Source organism: Pseudomonas fluorescens (assembly GCF_040448305.1).
Classification (GTDB): Bacteria; Pseudomonadota; Gammaproteobacteria; order Pseudomonadales; family Pseudomonadaceae; genus Aquipseudomonas; species Aquipseudomonas fluorescens_BH.
In genome coordinates this window covers 618878-634950 of record NZ_CP148752.1, presented here as the reverse complement: position 1 = coordinate 634950, position 16073 = coordinate 618878, and the positions used below count along the sequence as shown (strand labels likewise).

Here is a 16073-nt window from a genome sequence, read left to right as displayed (position 1 = left end):
TGCTTGACCGCCCCCCTGAAATGGCTCCGTGGGATCGAAAATCAGGGAGCCAAAAACATATATCTACCGCCATCGGCATGTCCGCCTGTGCCTCTGCATGAGCGGGCGTGTTTTTTTCGGCAAAGGGACTACTATTCGACTCGCTGCCTCCGGTTCATGCTCAGGTAACTGCCATGCGTCTTTCCGAGTTCATCGTGTTACACGCTGATCGCATCGTCGATGAGTGGGAACTGTTTGCCAAAACCATCACCCCGGCAGCCGAAACCATGGACCGCGTTGCCTTGCGCGACCATGCCCGGTCGATCCTGCTGGCCGCGGCCCGGGACATGTGCAAACCCCAGACTCCTGCCGAACAAGCGGCCAAGGCGCGTGGCGAAGGACCGGAGAAAACCCCCAGCCTCGACGAGGCCGGCGCCAGCCACGGCGAACTGCGCCATACATTGGGTTTTGATCTGGTGCAGATGACCAGTGAATTCCGTCATTTGCGCGCCTGTGTCATCCGCCTTTGGGTCAACAGCCTGCAATCGCCTGACCTGGCCTACTTCCAGGACATGATCCGTTTCAACGAAGCCATCGACGAAGCCCTCGCCGAGTCCACGGCCACGTATGCCGAGCAGGTCAATCGTTCGCGGGACATTTTTCTGGCGATCCTCGGCCATGACCTGCGCGCGCCCCTGCAGGCGGTGAGCATGTCCACCGAGATACTGCTGCGCAAAGCCGCGCTCGAAGGTGATGCGCTCAAGTGCGCGGTCAATATCCTGCGCAGTACCGGGCACCTCGCGGTGATGGTCGGGGACTTGCTGGAACTGGTGCGCAGCCGCCTGGGCAAGCGCCTGCCGATCGAGCCGGCGCCCATGGACCTGGCCGAAGCGGCGCGTGAAGCCATTGCCCGGGCCTGCGCCAGTCAACCGGAATGCAATCCGACCCTGGATGTACAGGGTGACACCCGCGGCAACTGGGACCCACGCCGACTCGATCAGATGCTGCAAAACCTGATCGGCAATGCCTTGCAGCATGGCTCAAGCAAACGCGAGGTGACGCTGTGCCTCGAGGGCGAGGCCGACAGCGTCCGACTGACGGTGCACAACGACGGAGCCCCGATCCCCTCCGATGCGATCCCGACGATTTTCGATCCGCTGGTGCGCAGTGCCAGCGAAGAACTCGGCGAGCCTACTACCAGCCTTGGGTTGGGGTTGTTTATCGTCAAGGAAGTGGTCGATGCTCATGAGGGGACGATTGGAGTCAGCTCCAGCGAGATTGATGGCACGACGTTTACCGTGGTGTTGCCCAGGAAGGTGTGATGGCGCAAGACCGCGTTATCGTTCTTCGCGAGCAGGCTCGCTCCCACAGGGGATTTTGATCACGGCACAAACCAATGTGGGAGCGAGCCTGCTCGCGATAGCGTCCGAACGGACAGCAAAGAAATACCTGAACGCCTACTCCACCACCAACCGCCCCAATCGCTGCTTGAGCATGCGGTTCTCGGCCCGCAGTTGCTGGACTTCTTCTAACAGGTCCAGCGCCAGGGCGACGCCTTCCCATTCCAGGTCAAGGTCGCGCCGCAGCTTGGCGGCGCGCTTGGCCAGGGTCAGCTCGTAGTCGTTGAAAACCCAGTCCTTGGGCTGAGCACCCTGAGGTTCGAGGATGCCGTGCTCGACGATTTCGATCACGTAGACGTCCGACAGCCCGGCCGCCTCACAGAATTCTGCCATGTCCAGTTGAACGATCAGGGGACTGCTCATAGTCAGTGACTCCTTGGTTCTAAGGGATCAAAAATGCTCTCGCGGGTCGAACGCGGCTTTTTTCGCCAGCTCCTGCCACAGGGCCTTGATGTCATCGTCGGATTTCTTCGGCATCACGGCCTTCAACTGCACGAACAGGTAACCACGCTCACCGGCCTTGTTCATCAGGCCATGGCCCTTGGCACGCATGCGCTGGCCGTTCTGGCTGCCGGCCGGGACCTTGAGGTTGATCTTGCCCGTCAGGGTCGGCACGGCGACTTCAGCGCCCAGCGCCAGCTCCCACGGTGCCAGTGGCAAGGTGATGATCAGGTTCTCGCCTTCGACGTCGAATTTCGGGTGCGGTGCAAAACGGATCGTCAGGTACAGGTCGCCATTGGCCCCGCCACCGACACCCGGAGCGCCCTGCCCCTTGAGGCGAATGCGCTCGCCATCGCTCACACCGGCCGGAATCTTCACGTTCAGGCTTTTGCTGGTGTTGCTCACATGCTGGCCAGCCGCGTTGTACTGCGGCACCTGGAAGGTGACCTTCTTCGATTCGGTCGACAGTGTTTCCTCAAGAAAAACCCCAAGTTCCATTTCCACGTCTTGCCCTCGACGTCCGGTACTGCGACGCGATTGTCCACCATCAAAGCCTGGCCCACGGTTGCCGAAGATCGAACTGAAGAAGTCCGAGAAATCGCCCGTGTCCTGGCCACCGCCACCGAAACCGCCACGGCTTTGCCAGCCTGGTGGTCCCTGGAACGGTTGGCCATGCTGGCCATAGCGGCGCAAATCATCGTACTCGGCGCGCTTGTCGGCGCTTTTCAGTGCTTCATAAGCTTCCGAGGCGTCCTTGAACCGGGACTCTGCGTCCTTTTCCTTGCTGACGTCGGGGTGGTATTTACGCGCAAGCTTGCGATAGGCGGCCTTGATCGCCTTGTCGTCTGCGGTCGGTTCCACACCGAGAATCTTGTAATAGTCTTTGAAGTCCATCGCGGGAATCACCATCCGTTATCAAATCGCGTCACGGGCCACAGCATGCGCTTGTTTGCAGCCATTGGTCTGACCGATCTCAAGTTTGTGACCGGGCGGCGCGGCAGAAGTTTATCGGCAGCCGGCGGGGCTTCTTGCAAGCACTCCCGCGGTTGTCCGGTTGATGCAGGGTAGTTTGGGGGTGATGGTTCGTCTTTCAAGGATCATCAGGCGAGATTTAGCAGATAACCGGCCTTCGAATCTGGCGCGCTCTGACATACACTGCGCGGCCGTTTTTTAACCGGAACCTGAAAGACATGAACAACGCATCTCCAGCCCGTGCCTTGGGTATCGACTTTGGCACGTCCAACTCCACTGTCGGCTGGCTGCGCCCCGGCGTGGAAACGCTGATCGCGCTGGAGGACGACAAGATCACTCTGCCGTCAGTGGTCTTCTTCAATATCGAAGAGCGCCGCCCGGTGTACGGCCGGCTGGCGCTGCACGAGTACCTGGAAGGCTACGAAGGCCGCCTGATGCGCTCGCTCAAGAGCCTGCTGGGTTCCAAGCTGATCAAGCACGACACCAGCGTCCTGGGCACGGCGATGCCGTTCAAGGACCTGCTCGGGCTGTTCATCGGCCAGCTCAAGAGCCGCGCCGAAGCGGCCGCCGGTCGGGAATTCGAAGAAGTGGTGCTGGGTCGTCCGGTGTTTTTTGTCGACGATGACCCGATGGCCGACAAGGAAGCCGAAGACACCCTGGTCGACGTGGCACGCAAGATCGGCTTCAAGGAAGTCTCGTTCCAGTACGAGCCGATTGCCGCTGCGTTCGACTACGAGTCGACCATCGAGAAAGAAGAGCTGGTACTGATCGTCGACATCGGCGGTGGTACATCCGACTTCTCGCTGGTGCGCCTGTCGCCGGAGCGTCGGGGCGTGGATAACCGCCACGAGGACATCCTCGCCACTGGCGGTGTGCACATCGGCGGAACCGACTTTGACAAACAGCTCAGCCTGCAAGGCCTGATGCCGCTGTTCGGCTACGGCAGCCGCATGAAGAGCGGCGCCTACATGCCGACCAGTCACCACATGAACCTGGCGACCTGGCACACCATCAACTCGGTGTACTCGCAGAAATCGCAACTGGCCCTGGGCAGCATGCGCTACGACATTGAAGACACCGGCGGTATCGACCGTCTGTTCAAGCTGATCGAACAGCGCGCCGGGCACTGGCTGGCGATGGAAGTGGAAGAAACCAAGATCCAGCTGACCCACGCCGAGAATCGCCACGTGCCGCTGGACCGCATCGAAGCCGGTTTGAGTGTGGAGCTGAGCCGGGCTCTGTTCGAGTCGGCCATCGACAACCTGCTTGAACGCGTGCGCAACAGCGTCACCCAACTGCTGGCAGACGCCGATGTGCGGGTCGATCAGGTCGATACGGTGTTCTTCACCGGTGGTTCGAGCGGGATTCCGGCGCTGCGCAACAGCGTTTCGGCGATGCTGCCGAATGCTCGGCATGTGGAAGGGAATATCTTTGGCAGTATCGGTAGCGGTCTGGCGATCGAGGCGGCAAAGCGCTACGGCTCGATGGACTGATCCAAAACCGAGGCGCCTCCATCGCGAGCAGGCTCGCTCCCACATTGACCTGCGAACACAGGACTATTGTGGGAGCGAGCCTGCTCGCGATGGGGGTCTGCCAGACAACAGATGTCTACCTGATCAAACCATCCCCACCTGCTTCAACTCGCTCTTCAGGTACGCATAATAAATCGGCCCCGCCACCACCCCCGGCAGGCCGAACGCGGCCTCGAACACCAGCATCGCCAGCAGCAACTCCCACGACTTGGCACTGATCTGCCCGCCGACGATGCGCGCGTTGAGGAAGTATTCGAGCTTGTGGATAACAATCAGGTAACCCAGCGCCGCCACAGCGACCCAGATCGACAACGACAAACCGACGATGGTAATCAGGGTGTTCGACATCAGGTTGCCGATCACTGGCAACAGGCCGAGCAGGAACGTCAGCACGATCAGGGTTTTGGTCAGCGGCAGCTTGATACCGAACATCGGCAGCACCACCGCCAGGAAAATCCCGGTGAAGACAGTGTTGAGCAGGGAAATCTTGATCTGGGCGAACACGATGTTGCGAAACGCCTGGACCAGCAGGCTCAGGCGTTCGAACAGCGCCGCAGCCAACGGTTTGCGCTTGGTCAGGTCCGGCACACGCTGCAAGGCAATGATCGCACCCAGCACCATGCCGATCAGCAAGGTCACGAACATGTGCGCCGCGTCCTTGCCCACCAGTTGCAAATCACTGAGGTGTTTGCTGACCCACTCGCCAATCGCCACGCGGAACTCCGCAGCACTGGCCGGCAGGTAGGCGTCGATGAACGGTGGCAATTGCCCGCGTGCGCGGTCGACCACCCCCATGAACTTGTCGAGGGAAGCACCGGGGTTTTCCGCCTCGTGCAGCAGGAAGCTGAAGGCACCGGCAAAGATCAGCGACAGCACGCTGACAATCAGAGTCCCCAGCAACGCCACCGCCAGCCAGCGCGCGCGCCGGCCTTCGATCAGCCGTTGCAGTTGCGGGGTGAGCATGTTGACCAGTTCGAACACCAGCAACCCGGCGAGCAGGCTGGGCAGCAATCGCAGTGGCAGGACCAGCAGCAGCCCACCAAAAATGATGACCCAGCTGATGACCAGCAAGACTTGACGCTGAGAAAACGTTGGCATACAGCCTCAAAAACGAACGGCGTAAAAAGGATTGGCAGTCTGCCAGCGATCCGGTGCGAGCACTAGGGATTGTGTGGGGCGACCTTAGTGGGGTGGTCAGGATTTTTTGCAGTGCCTTTTGCGACCTCTTCGCGAGCAGGCTCGCTCCCACCTTTGTCCTGTGTGCTCAGTCCCACTGTGGGAGCGAGCCTGCTCGCGATGGGGTCCTCACAGCTCCCACATTTTTCAGCCCTGTGTTTATTACTTCTTCAGGCACTCACTCATGAACACCTTGCGCTCATCACCCTTGAGGGCTTTGGTGGCGGCGTCGGCGTTGCAGGTCTTCATCTTTTCTTGCTGTGGGGTCAGGACCTTAGCGGCATCGTTTGCCGGCGGAGTCGCCTTCAGGCAGGTGCTCATGAAGACTTTGCGCTCGTCGCCCTTGAGACTTTTAGCCGTAGCGTCGGCATTGCAGGTAGTCATCTTTTCCTGTTGGGCTGTAGCAGCAAAGCCTTGGGAACAGAGCAGCAAACCGATCATCAACAAAGGGACACGCATCATCTTCATGGTGTTTTCTCCTGGTCGCCACACCGAAGGGCGCGGCCTTGTACTGGAGTGTAGACAACCCCTGTTACACCTTCCTGTTCTCCAGATGGCTGCGCCGATACTGCTCCGGCGTACACCCGGCCTGGCGCTGGAACATCGCGATAAACGCCGAGCCGGTGCTGTAGCCCATGTCGAAGGCGATTTCCTGAATGCTGCGCGGGCTATCCAGCGCTTCGATCGCCGCCAGAAAACGCAGGCGCTGGCGCCACTCACCGAAACTCATGCCCAGTTCCCGCACGAACTGCCGCGCCAGGGTGCGCTCACTGACATGGATGCGTGCAGCCCATACCGACAGGGGCCGGTTATCCCCAGGCTCGCCCTGCAACGCTTCGAGAATCCCGAGCAATCCGGGGCTGCTGGCATAGGGCAGGTAGCACTCGTGCACCGGGGCCTGTTGCAGCTGGTCCACCAATACCTGGGCCAGACGCTGATCGGCGGCCTGTTCGGGGATTTTCACGTCCCGGGCGGCGAAGTCCTTGAGGATGGCCTTGAGAATGTCGCTGATGGCCAGGGTGCAGGCTCGCGGCGGCAGTTCGGCGCAGACCTTGGGTGCCAGGCACACCGCGCGGTAGTTGACCGGTTGGTGGCTGTAGAAACTGTGCTCGATCTGCGGCGGTACCCAAACCGCGTATTGCGGTGGCGACATGAAACGGCTGCCCTCGACGTCCATGTGCAGCACGCCGTGGGCGGCGTATTCCAGCGTCCCCCAGGGATGTCGATGGGGCGCAGCGTATTCGTGGGCGTCGAAATCGGCATAGCGGAAGTACACCGCCGATGGCAGTTCGCTGAAATCCAGCAGGTCGATGTGTTTACTGCTCATGCTGTCCGTCATCAGGGGCCGGTTGTCTGGATCGAAGTATAGGCTTGCATCCAGACAAGCGGATAATTGCCCTTCATTAACGTTCTGGTTTTTCCCGATGCAATACGCTTATCCCCTGCTGGCCATTTTTATCTGGGCCGGCAACACCGTGATCACCAAAATGTCGGCCGGGGCGATCTTCCCCGCCGAGATCGGTTTCTACCGCTGGCTGCTGGCCGGGTTGCTGTTCACGCCCTTCATGCTCAAACCGGTGCTCGCCCATTGGCCGCTGATCCGCCCGAAACTGGGCAAGATCTTTGTCCTCGGTGTTCTCGGCATGGCGGTCTATCAAAGCCTGGCGTACTTCGCCGCGAGCCTGACCTCGGCCACCAACATGGGCATCATCCTGTCGCTGATGCCGCTGATGTCGCTCGCCATGGCGATCATCAGCCTCGGCCAGCGCCTGACCATGGGTGCCTTGGCCGGTGCGGTGCTGTCATTCGCCGGTGTCCTGGTGGTGGTGTCGTCCGGCAGCCTTGGTGCATTGCTCGAACACGGGGTCAACCTGGGTGACGCGATGATGCTGATCGCCACCCTGGCCTACGCGGTCTACAGCACCCTGTTGAAAAAATGGCAACTGAAACTGCCGCCGCTGGTGCTCCTGTATTTGCAGGTGCTGGTGGCCGTGGTGGTGCTGTTTCCGTTGTTCCTCGCCTCACCGAAAGTCGGCCCGACCCTGCAAAACATTCCACTGGTGCTGTACGCCTGCCTGCTGGCTTCGATGGTCGCGCCGCTGGCGTGGATGCAGGCCGTGGTGCGTTTGGGGCCGAGCCGGACCACGCAGTTTTTCAATTTGCTGCCGTTGATTACCGCATTGATTGCGGCGGTGGTGCTGCATGAGCAACTGGCGCTGTATCACCTGGTGGGCGGGGTGTTGACCTTGGGTGGGGTGATTGTTTCCGAGCGGTGGACGACGGTGTTGAGTCGCACCTAGCTTTTTGTGGCGGTCTAGACGCCTGCCGCCGCCAACCGCGCCGCATGCTCGACAAACAACCGGATCGGCTCGGCCCCCTTGCCCACCAGCCCCAGCGACTGGTTGACGATATCGAAGTGATCCAGCGGATATTCGTCACCAATCACCGTGCCCAGGTGCGAGCTGTAGCGCCCGACCAAGCCGTCGCAATGCCCGGCTTCGCGGACGAAGGCTTTAGCGAACAGCCGACAACTGCGGTTGGTACCGTCCAGCAGATTGCGCCCGCGATCGGTAATGCCCGGTTGCAAGGTGCCAGACCAGGAGTAATAACGCACGCCATTGACCTCCTCCGGCCCGTGACCACCCCAGGTTTCAGGCAAGCCCTGTGGATAACGCTGGTTGAACAGCGCCACCCCAGCGCTGGTGAGGGCGTGATGGGACGCATGGATATCCACCGGCAACTTCGGCCCGCGGTAACCGGTATCCAGCCACCCCATCAGCACCCCGACCATCCGCAGCAAAAAGCTCAGCACACGACCACGTACGCTGTCATGGGGATAATGCTCGTGCAGGTAATCGGCGAGTTCCGAGCCGTGGTTCGGCCCCGCCACCGAGGTCACCGATGCCACCAGGTCCGGGCGTTTGGCCGCTGCATAACGGGCGGTCAGCGAGCCCTGGCTATGGCCGATCAGGTTGACCTTGGCGGCCCCGGTTTCCCGCAGGATTTCGTCGATACGCACAAGCAATTGCTCGCCGCGCACTTCGTTCGAATTAAGCGGTGAGACCTGCACGGCAAACACCACCGCACCACCCCGGCGCAACGCCTCGACGATCCCGTACCAGTACGGATAAAGCACCAAACGGATGAACCCGAGCATTCCCGGGACCAACACCAGCGGGTAGCGCGGGGCAGAACCTTGCGACATGGGCGGACATCCTTGTGGTCGGGCGGTGACGCAAGGCGGGATGCAAGACATCCGCCAAGCTACACCTGCGAAGATGACAACTCGACGACAAGTCTATGTCATCCGCCCTACTTCAACCCCGCCACACCTGCCACGATCAGCCCGACCGAGACCAGCTTGATCACGGTCAGGCTTTCACCCAGCAACGCGAAACCGAGAAACACCGTGCCCAGCGAACCGATGGCGGTCCAGATCGGGTACGCGATGCTCACCGGCAACTCGCGCATGGCCAGGGTCAGGAAGTAGATCCCGCCCACAGCGGCCACCACGGTGACCAGCGAAGGCCAGAGCCGGGTGAAGCCCTCGGCGTACTTCATGCCCATGGCGAAGGTGACTTCGAACCCGGCGGCGACCAGCAGAAACAGCCAGGCCATCTAGAACTCCCCGGCCAGCGCCAACAAGCGCTGCTCAGCCTCGGCGGCAGAGATTTCAAAGCTGCGCTCGGCGGACTCTTCGCCCTCGGCAGCCACCACGGTGACGTCCGTGATGCCGATGAATCCGAGCACCGTGCGCAGTAGCGTATCGGCATGGTTCATGGCTTCCAGCTCGCCTCCCGGGCCAAAACCGAAGCCGCCACGGCTGGTGATGATCAGGGCTTTTTTGCCCTGCACCAAGGATTGGTACTGGGCTACGCCATTGTCCAGGGTGTGATCGAAGGTCAACCCTACTCGCACGATCTGATCGATCCAGGCCTTGAGGCCGCTGGGTACGCTGAAGTTGTGCATCGGCGTGGAAATCAGCAACACATCATGGCCAAGCAGTTCGCCGACCAATTCGTCGCTGAGCGCAAGGTCGGCCTGCATCGACAGTGGCCGAGCGTCAGGCTCGGGGTAAAACGCGGCGGCCACGAATGCCTCGTTGACCGGCGGAATCAGCGCTCGACCGACTTCGCGTCGGGTCAACTGTGAGTGTGGATGACGGGCCTGCCAGGCCGACAGAAACACTTCGGCCAAACGCCGGGAGTGCGAACGGTCACCACGGGGGCTGGCGTGAACAGCAAGAATTCTACTCATCTGTCTCTCCTCAGGGCTAAACTCAAACGGCTTGTGGCTTGCAGCTTGAAGCTCACAGCTGCTCTCATTCAAATGAGTAGAAATCAGTCTGGATGAATCCATTTCATCCATGGAGTGTTCAATGTTTGCCACGTTGCCCTTGACCGCCCTGCGGGCCTTTGAATCCGCCTCACGCCTGTTGAGCTTCAAGGCCGCCGCCGAAGAACTGTCCGTCACCCCGACGGCGGTGTCCCACCAGATCCGCTCCCTGGAGAGCTGGCTCGGCGTGCCATTGTTCGAGCGCCTGCCACGCCGGGTGCGCCTGACCGAATGCGGCGAACGGCTGTTCCAGAGCCTGCACGGGGCTTTTCTGGAAGTCGCGCAAAGCGTCGATACCCTGCGCCCGCAACGCAGCGGCGCCAGCCTGACGGTCTCCACCACCGCTGCCTTCGCCGCGCTGTGGCTGGTGCCACGGCTGGGACGCTTCTACGCCCGGCACCCGAACATCAACGTGCGCCTCGATACCCACTGCGAAGTCATCGATCTGCATCAGGACGCCAGTGTCGATCTGGTGCTGCGCTACAGCCTCGACGATTACCCCAACCTGTATGGGTTGTGCCTGTTCGACGAATCCTTCGGCGTCTACGGTTCGCCCGAACAAGTGACCCTGGCGTCGAGTCGCGCCCCAACACTGATCAGCGTGCGTTGGCACAACTCCAAACTCTATGCCCACGGCTGGGAGGCCTGGTGCGCGCAATCCGGCGAAACCTGGTTGAGCGACCGACCAGCGGTGCGCGAATACGACGAAGAGCATTACGCCCTGCAAGCGGCAATTGCCGGGCAAGGTCTGGTGTTGGCAAGCAATATCCTGGTGTCGGAAAGCGTGGCCAGTGGTCTGCTGTTGCCGTACCGGGGAGAAATCCAGGTCGATGGCGCCGGCTACAGCGCACTGTGCGTGCCGGGACGCGAACGTCATCCACCGGTTCGGGCGTTTTTTGCGTGGCTGCGTGAAGAGGCGTTGGTGTCGGGACATGCTTTGGCATAAGCAACCAAATGCAGTGCCTGCAAAACCGCCATCGCGAGCAGGCTCCCACATTGGTCCTGCATGCACAGATCCCCTGTAGGAGCGAGCCTGCTCCGGGCGGCGCTCCGACGATGGGGCCGTCACTGGCACCCGATTACTTGGCTGACTTGACGGTGACAGGCGCCTTGCCCGCCTTCATCTGCTCCAGCAACGGCGCGCACTGGTTCGTCTCGCCGCCGCTTGGCGCCACCAGCGCCAGCAACCCTGCCGCCGGTGCGGCGATCACGCCCAGCGCCACCATCCCGGCTCCGCGCAACATCAGCGGCACGGCCTTGACCCCGGCATCGGGCTTGATGAATTTGCCGCGCACATACAGCGGCGAGCGTAATGAAATCAGGCGCCAGCCCTTGGATTCCGGGGTGATGGTCAGGTCCAGTTGCTCGGTCGCCATGTTCGCCGTGCCATCGATGTAAACAATGGCGTTCTCGGTGTCGAACACAAACAAGCGGGTACTCGCCAGGCCGGACTGGATGCCGAAGTCGGCGGCGGCGCAGTTGATCTTCACTTCCTTGTCGCCAAAGATCTTGCCAACCACGTAGTTGCCGACGTTCAGACCTGCCAGTTCCATCAATTCGCGACTGATGGCGCCATCGTTGATCAGCATTTTCAGATTGCCATTGGCGCTGCCCAGCAGTTTGGCCACCGAATTGCCGCGCCCGCTGAGATCAGCGTCGCCGTTGATTTCACCGAAACTGGTTTTCATCGGCTCAAAGCCTGGGAACAACTGCTTGAGCTTGAAGCCTCGCGCCGTGAGTCTGGCCTGGCCTTCCAGTGGATCGGTGTGGCCGTTCAGGCGAATCTGCGCATCCAGCTTGCCGCCGGCCACGCCGAAGCGCAGTGGCTCGAGGCTGAGCACGCCATCGGTGAGCACCAGATGGGTATAGAGGTCGTTGAACGGCAGTTTTTCGCTGTGCACGATGCGCTTGCCGGTGAACTCGACATCGGCGTCCATATCACGCCAGCGATCGGTCTTGAACTCTTCGACCGGCAGCACTTTGTCCGCTGGTTGTTTGCTGTCACCGCCTCGGGCCTTCTGTTGTGCGTTGGAGTCGGCACCAATCAGCGGCGCCAGGTCAGCGAACAGCAATTGATTGGACAACAGCGAGCCGCTGAGTTTTGGCCGTGGCTGGCTGGCCACGTAAGTCAGATTGCCGTGGATGTCGCTTTCGCCGATCTTGCCGTTGAATTCTTCATAGCGGAACACCGCGCCACCCGCCTCGTGCAACCTGGCGAGCAGGTGGCCGTCAGTGGCATAGAGTGGTGTATCCGGCAGGATCACGCCGGTCAGCGGGTAGAGGTTGCCCAGGCTGGTGCCAGCCAGTTTCAGGCGCAGGTCCAGGGCGCCGAGATTCAGCGGATCGGTCAGGGTGCCGGCCAGTTCAACGCTCGTATCGGCAATTTTCACCTGTGCCTGGAGCGGAAACGGCCGTGCCGCATCCTGCAGCGCCAACAGCCCGCCAATCTTGCCCTGACCCGCGAGTTTCTGGCCGTGGTACTGGCCGTTGACCTTGAGCGCGAACGCATAATCCTGGGGGGACGAGCCCTTTTCCTGAGCGGCTTTCGCCGCTTTGTCGCCGACGATATCGCTGAACGGAATCGGTTTGCCCAATGGATCGATCAGCACGTCGAGTTGAGTCTTCAGGTTCTGGTCGTCGAGGGTGACGCGGCCCTTATCAAAGCCGATCGCGCCGATATCCACCACCCAGCTCGAAGGCTCGGCGTTCGGGTCTTGCGGGTCGAATTTGAAAGTCCAGTTGGCGCGCCCGTCAGCCAGGCGTTGCAGTTGGGCATTCGGCTCGGTGAGATCGATACGCGGGATCACTACCCGCTGCGCCAGCAATGCCAGGGGTGAAATACGCAGTTCCACCCGCTTGAGGGTGACCATCTGCGGTTGTTTCGACCAGTCAGGATTGCCCAGGCTCAAGTCTTCGGCCACCACATGAGGCCACGGTACCCAGGCGCGCCAGCCGCCTTCATCAGGCTCGGGCTGCCAGACCACCGACAGATTGCCGTTGATGGCGAAAGCGCGGTGCAGCTCTTCGGAAACTTTGGCGTTGAGCGGCGCTTTGATCCGGTTCCAGTCGAAGAACACGATGATCAGAACCAGCACCATCAACAAGGTAAGAAAAGTGGAAAGGGTCCAGACAAACGTTTTTTGAGTGCGCGTCATTGCACAGGGCTCCTGATACGACTGAGCGCCCCGACTGCGACGCACATGTGAAACGGTGAGCCGCAAGCGACCCGCCATGAAATCTACGACTGATAAAAAACCGGCAGGTTTAATCGATAGACCGATTTCGCCGAATCCGCCCAGTCCAATACTGACCAGCCAGTCGACCGGCGTTACCGGCCCTGCACTTTTACACGTCAAAGGTGGGTCGAAAATACCCACTTCGGTGCAAGACTGCTCGCCGGAAACGCCCGGCCTAGAGCCTCCGCAGCAAACAATCAATTCCGTTGATTATTACCATTGCGTTTATGAACTTTCATATCGACTTATCGAGAGTAGCATTGCTCTCGTACCCACTTATTCGCACCCCCACGGAGCAAAACAATCATGAAACGCCAACTACTGCTTAGCCTTACACTCTCGATGCTGGCCAGCACTGCTTTTGCCCTGCCAGCGGCTGACCAGGCCACTCCACAAGTGAAACAGAACCACTCGGTGTTCAGCCAGACCGTCGCCGCCGATGGCTCCGACCGTACCCCACAAGGCCAGACCCTTGCCGAAGGTGGTAATGATCGCCTGAAAGAAAAAGGCCTGATCACTCAGGATGGCTCGGACCGCACCCCACAAGGCCAGACCCTCGCCGCAGATGGTTCGGATCGTACTCCACAAGGCCAAACCCTGGCTGCTGATGGCTCCGACCGTACTCCACAAGGCCAAACCCTCGCTGCTGATGGTTCCGACCGTACTCCACAAGGCCAGACCCTCGCCGCCGACGGTTCGGATCGCACTCCACAAGGTCAAACCCTCGCTGAAGGCGGTGGTGACCGTGTAATCGAACGCAACAGCGACCTGAGCTAAGCCTCATGGCCGCCTTGAGAAAAAGCCCAATCACCGGATTGGGCTTTTGACTTTTCAGCAGTCCACTTGATAGATGCCGCACTTCCCCGCTTGATCCCCCCACAGTCGTTCGACGCCGGCAAAGCCGATTTGCTAGAGTGCGCCGCGTCCCAGTCCAGAAAACGCCCTTGCGATGCTGCCCCGCGCCGAACAGAAACAACAAACCCGTAACGCCCTGATGGACGCTGCCCGGTGCCTGATGGATGGCGGCCGAGGATTCGGCAGCCTGAGCCTGCGCGAAGTCGCGAAAACCGCCGGGATCGTACCGACCGGTTTCTACCGCCATTTTGCCGACATGGATGAATTGGGCCTGGTGCTGGTCAGCGAAGTCGGCCAGACATTCCGCGAAACCATTCGCCTGGTACGACACAACGAATTCGTGATGGGCGGCATCATCGATGCCTCGGTACGGATCTTTCTCGACGTGGTCAGCGCCAACCGTTCGCAGTTCCTGTTTCTCGCCCGCGAGCAATACGGCGGTTCGCTGCCGGTGCGCCAGGCCATCGGCCGTTTGCGTGAAGACATCAGCTCGGACCTGGCGGCGGATTTGTCACTGATGCCGAAACTGCAGCATCTGAACATCGCCAGCCTGAGCGTCATGGCGGACCTGATCGTCAAAAGCGTGTTCGCCACCCTGCCAGACATCATTGACCCACCAGCCGACGCCTTGCCTGAACACCTGACGCCCCAGGCGAAAATCACCCAGCAACTGCGGTTTATCTTTATCGGACTCAAGCATTGGCAAGGGCTTGGCAGCACCGAGTAATGCCCTCGTTTCAGACTGCCCCCGAACCCTGTGGGAGCGAGCCTGCTCGCTCCCACATTGAACCGCGCCGCTTCAACTTGGTGCGCAAATCAAAAACAACGCACCAACTTCAACCAAAAAACTCACTCCATCGATACCAATCCCACGTCTCCTTCAGCCATTTCCTACGCATCATGTCGATTGGCAAGCCCCTTGCTCTAGCCTGAGCATTGCCCATTGCTGGAAGCCTTCCGATGCTGGTGATTCATCGCAGAATCGACCCTCAACCCGTTTGGGCCGCCGAACTGCACCTGACGTTCGAAGCCCGCAGCAAAAGCCGTTTGCGCTGTTTCAGTGCCGAAGGCGAAGACGTCGGGTTGTTTTTGCAGCGCGGCCAGCCGCCGTTGCATGACGGCGAATGCCTGCAAGCCGAAGACGGGCGAATCGTCCGCGTTTGCGCCCGCCCCGAACAATTGCTGCACGTCACTTGCGCCAATGCTTTTGAACTGACCCGCGCGGCCTATCACCTGGGCAACCGCCATGTCGCCCTGCAAGTCGGCAACGGCTGGTTGCGCCTGCTCGACGATTACGTGCTCAAGGCCATGCTCGAACAACTCGGTGCCGTTGCCGTGAACATCGAGGCGCCGTTCCAGCCGGAACATGGCGCCTACGGCGGTGGTCATCACCACTCGCGCCACGGTGATGAAGACTTCAACTACGCGCCGAAACTGCACCAGTTCGGCGTACGCACATGAACCCGGCCTGGGCGCTGTTGCGCCTGGCCAGTCCGCAATTGCCGATTGGCGGCTACAGCTACTCCCAAGGGCTGGAAATGGCTGTGGATAACGGCCGCGTTCACGACCCCGACAGCGCCCGACGCTGGATCAGCGATCAGTTGCTTTTGAATCTGGCACGCTTCGAAGCACCCTTGCTGCTCGCCCATTGCGTGGCCGCCAGCGAGGAAAACTGGGACGAATTGCTACAAAGCTGTGAAGAGCATCGCGCCAGTCGCGAAACCCGCGAGCTGCATCAGGAGAGCCGGCAGATGGGCTACTCGTTGCAGCAATTGCTCAATGGCTTGCCGGAACTCGACGCGCCGGCCCGTGCCTTCCTCGAACAACGCAGTGAGCCACATCTGGCCCTGGGTTGGGCCTTGGCCGCGCGCGCCTGGCACATCAGCCCGCAGGACGCTCTGGCCGCGTGGCTCTGGAGCTGGTTGGAAAACCAGTTGGCAGTGCTGATGAAGACCCTGCCCCTCGGTCAGCAAGCTGCCCAACGCCTGACTAGCGAACTGCTGCCGCTGCTTCAACAAGCTCAACAGAACGCCACCCGAATCGATCCCGATCATTACGGCAGCGCCGCTTTCGGCCTGTCCCTGGCGTGCATGGCCCACGAGCGCCAGTACAGCCGTCTGTTCCGTTCCTAGGGCCTTTAATTTTGG

At 60.6% G+C, this 16073-nt stretch carries 17 protein-coding genes; 8 read left to right on the top strand and 9 right to left on the bottom strand.

Annotated features, from left to right (window positions below; all coding sequences use genetic code 11):
* Positions 1 to 173: 173 nt before the first annotated feature.
* Positions 174 to 1301: a HAMP domain-containing sensor histidine kinase gene (locus WHX55_RS02810; protein WP_150727841.1), complete on the top strand. Its 1128-nt coding sequence runs from the start codon at positions 174 to 176 to the stop codon at positions 1299 to 1301.
* A gap of 135 nt (positions 1302 to 1436) precedes the next feature.
* On the opposite strand, the gene WHX55_RS02805 is transcribed toward WHX55_RS02810, so the two are convergent.
* Together WHX55_RS02805 and WHX55_RS02800 are read right to left on the bottom strand one after the other, a co-directional pair.
* Entirely contained in the window at positions 1437 to 1742 is a 306-nt protein-coding gene (locus WHX55_RS02805; protein ID WP_056725368.1) for a chaperone modulator CbpM, read from the bottom strand.
* A gap of 27 nt (positions 1743 to 1769) precedes the next feature.
* A complete protein-coding gene (locus WHX55_RS02800; protein WP_150727842.1) occupies positions 1770 to 2714 on the bottom strand; it encodes a DnaJ C-terminal domain-containing protein in 945 nt (314 codons plus the stop codon).
* A gap of 296 nt (positions 2715 to 3010) precedes the next feature.
* Here WHX55_RS02800 and WHX55_RS02795 point away from each other — a divergent pair, with 296 nt between their 5' ends.
* A complete protein-coding gene (locus WHX55_RS02795) occupies positions 3011 to 4285 on the top strand; it encodes an Hsp70 family protein (protein WP_353741999.1) in 1275 nt (424 codons plus the stop codon).
* A gap of 123 nt (positions 4286 to 4408) precedes the next feature.
* Here WHX55_RS02795 and WHX55_RS02790 read toward each other — a convergent pair whose 3' ends face one another.
* The 3 genes from WHX55_RS02790 to WHX55_RS02780 all read right to left on the bottom strand — a co-directional run bounded on the left by WHX55_RS02790 (position 4409) and on the right by WHX55_RS02780 (position 6827).
* Entirely contained in the window at positions 4409 to 5422 is a 1014-nt protein-coding gene (locus WHX55_RS02790; RefSeq protein ID WP_150727843.1) for a hypothetical protein, read from the bottom strand.
* A 240-nt stretch (positions 5423 to 5662) separates the two neighbouring features.
* Positions 5663 to 5968, bottom strand: coding sequence for a PsiF family protein (locus WHX55_RS02785; protein WP_353741998.1), 306 nt, complete (start codon positions 5966 to 5968; stop codon positions 5663 to 5665).
* Between the two features lie 64 nt (positions 5969 to 6032).
* Positions 6033 to 6827, bottom strand: a complete 795-nt coding sequence (locus WHX55_RS02780; protein ID WP_353741997.1) for a helix-turn-helix transcriptional regulator — start codon at positions 6825 to 6827, stop codon at positions 6033 to 6035.
* Between the two features lie 97 nt (positions 6828 to 6924).
* Here WHX55_RS02780 and WHX55_RS02775 point away from each other — a divergent pair, with 97 nt between their 5' ends.
* On the top strand, positions 6925 to 7800 hold the full coding sequence (locus WHX55_RS02775) for a DMT family transporter (protein ID WP_353741996.1): 876 nt from the start codon (positions 6925 to 6927) through the stop codon (positions 7798 to 7800).
* A gap of 14 nt (positions 7801 to 7814) precedes the next feature.
* Here WHX55_RS02775 and WHX55_RS02770 read toward each other — a convergent pair whose 3' ends face one another.
* From WHX55_RS02770 to WHX55_RS02760, 3 genes are all read right to left on the bottom strand, one after another.
* Positions 7815 to 8705: a triacylglycerol lipase gene (locus WHX55_RS02770; RefSeq protein WP_353741995.1), complete on the bottom strand. Its 891-nt coding sequence runs from the start codon at positions 8703 to 8705 to the stop codon at positions 7815 to 7817.
* Positions 8706 to 8812: 107 nt separating this feature from the next.
* Positions 8813 to 9118, bottom strand: a complete 306-nt coding sequence (locus WHX55_RS02765; RefSeq protein WP_353741994.1) for a multidrug efflux SMR transporter — start codon at positions 9116 to 9118, stop codon at positions 8813 to 8815.
* Positions 9119 to 9757: an NAD(P)H-dependent oxidoreductase gene (locus WHX55_RS02760; protein ID WP_353741993.1), complete on the bottom strand. Its 639-nt coding sequence runs from the start codon at positions 9755 to 9757 to the stop codon at positions 9119 to 9121.
* A gap of 109 nt (positions 9758 to 9866) precedes the next feature.
* On the opposite strand from WHX55_RS02760, the gene WHX55_RS02755 reads away from it, so the two are divergent.
* On the top strand, positions 9867 to 10781 hold the full coding sequence (locus WHX55_RS02755) for a LysR substrate-binding domain-containing protein (RefSeq protein ID WP_353741992.1): 915 nt from the start codon (positions 9867 to 9869) through the stop codon (positions 10779 to 10781).
* A gap of 133 nt (positions 10782 to 10914) precedes the next feature.
* On the opposite strand, the gene WHX55_RS02750 is transcribed toward WHX55_RS02755, so the two are convergent.
* On the bottom strand, positions 10915 to 12990 hold the full coding sequence (locus WHX55_RS02750; protein ID WP_353741991.1) for an AsmA family protein: 2076 nt from the start codon (positions 12988 to 12990) through the stop codon (positions 10915 to 10917).
* A 387-nt stretch (positions 12991 to 13377) separates the two neighbouring features.
* Here WHX55_RS02750 and WHX55_RS02745 point away from each other — a divergent pair, with 387 nt between their 5' ends.
* The 4 genes from WHX55_RS02745 (at position 13378) to WHX55_RS02730 (ending at position 16058) form a co-directional block, all read left to right on the top strand.
* Positions 13378 to 13848: a hypothetical protein gene (locus WHX55_RS02745; RefSeq protein WP_150727852.1), complete on the top strand. Its 471-nt coding sequence runs from the start codon at positions 13378 to 13380 to the stop codon at positions 13846 to 13848.
* A gap of 172 nt (positions 13849 to 14020) precedes the next feature.
* The gene (locus WHX55_RS02740; RefSeq protein WP_150727853.1) at positions 14021 to 14653 is read left to right on the top strand and encodes a TetR family transcriptional regulator; all 633 of its coding nucleotides are present in this window, start codon (positions 14021 to 14023) and stop codon (positions 14651 to 14653) included.
* A gap of 233 nt (positions 14654 to 14886) precedes the next feature.
* Entirely contained in the window at positions 14887 to 15387 is a 501-nt protein-coding gene (gene ureE / locus WHX55_RS02735) for an urease accessory protein UreE (RefSeq protein ID WP_150727854.1), read from the top strand.
* Positions 15384 to 16058, top strand: coding sequence for an urease accessory protein UreF (locus tag WHX55_RS02730; RefSeq protein ID WP_150755834.1), 675 nt, complete (start codon positions 15384 to 15386; stop codon positions 16056 to 16058). The genes ureE and WHX55_RS02730 overlap by 4 nt, the downstream gene beginning before the upstream one ends.
* Positions 16059 to 16073: the final 15 nt, after the last annotated feature.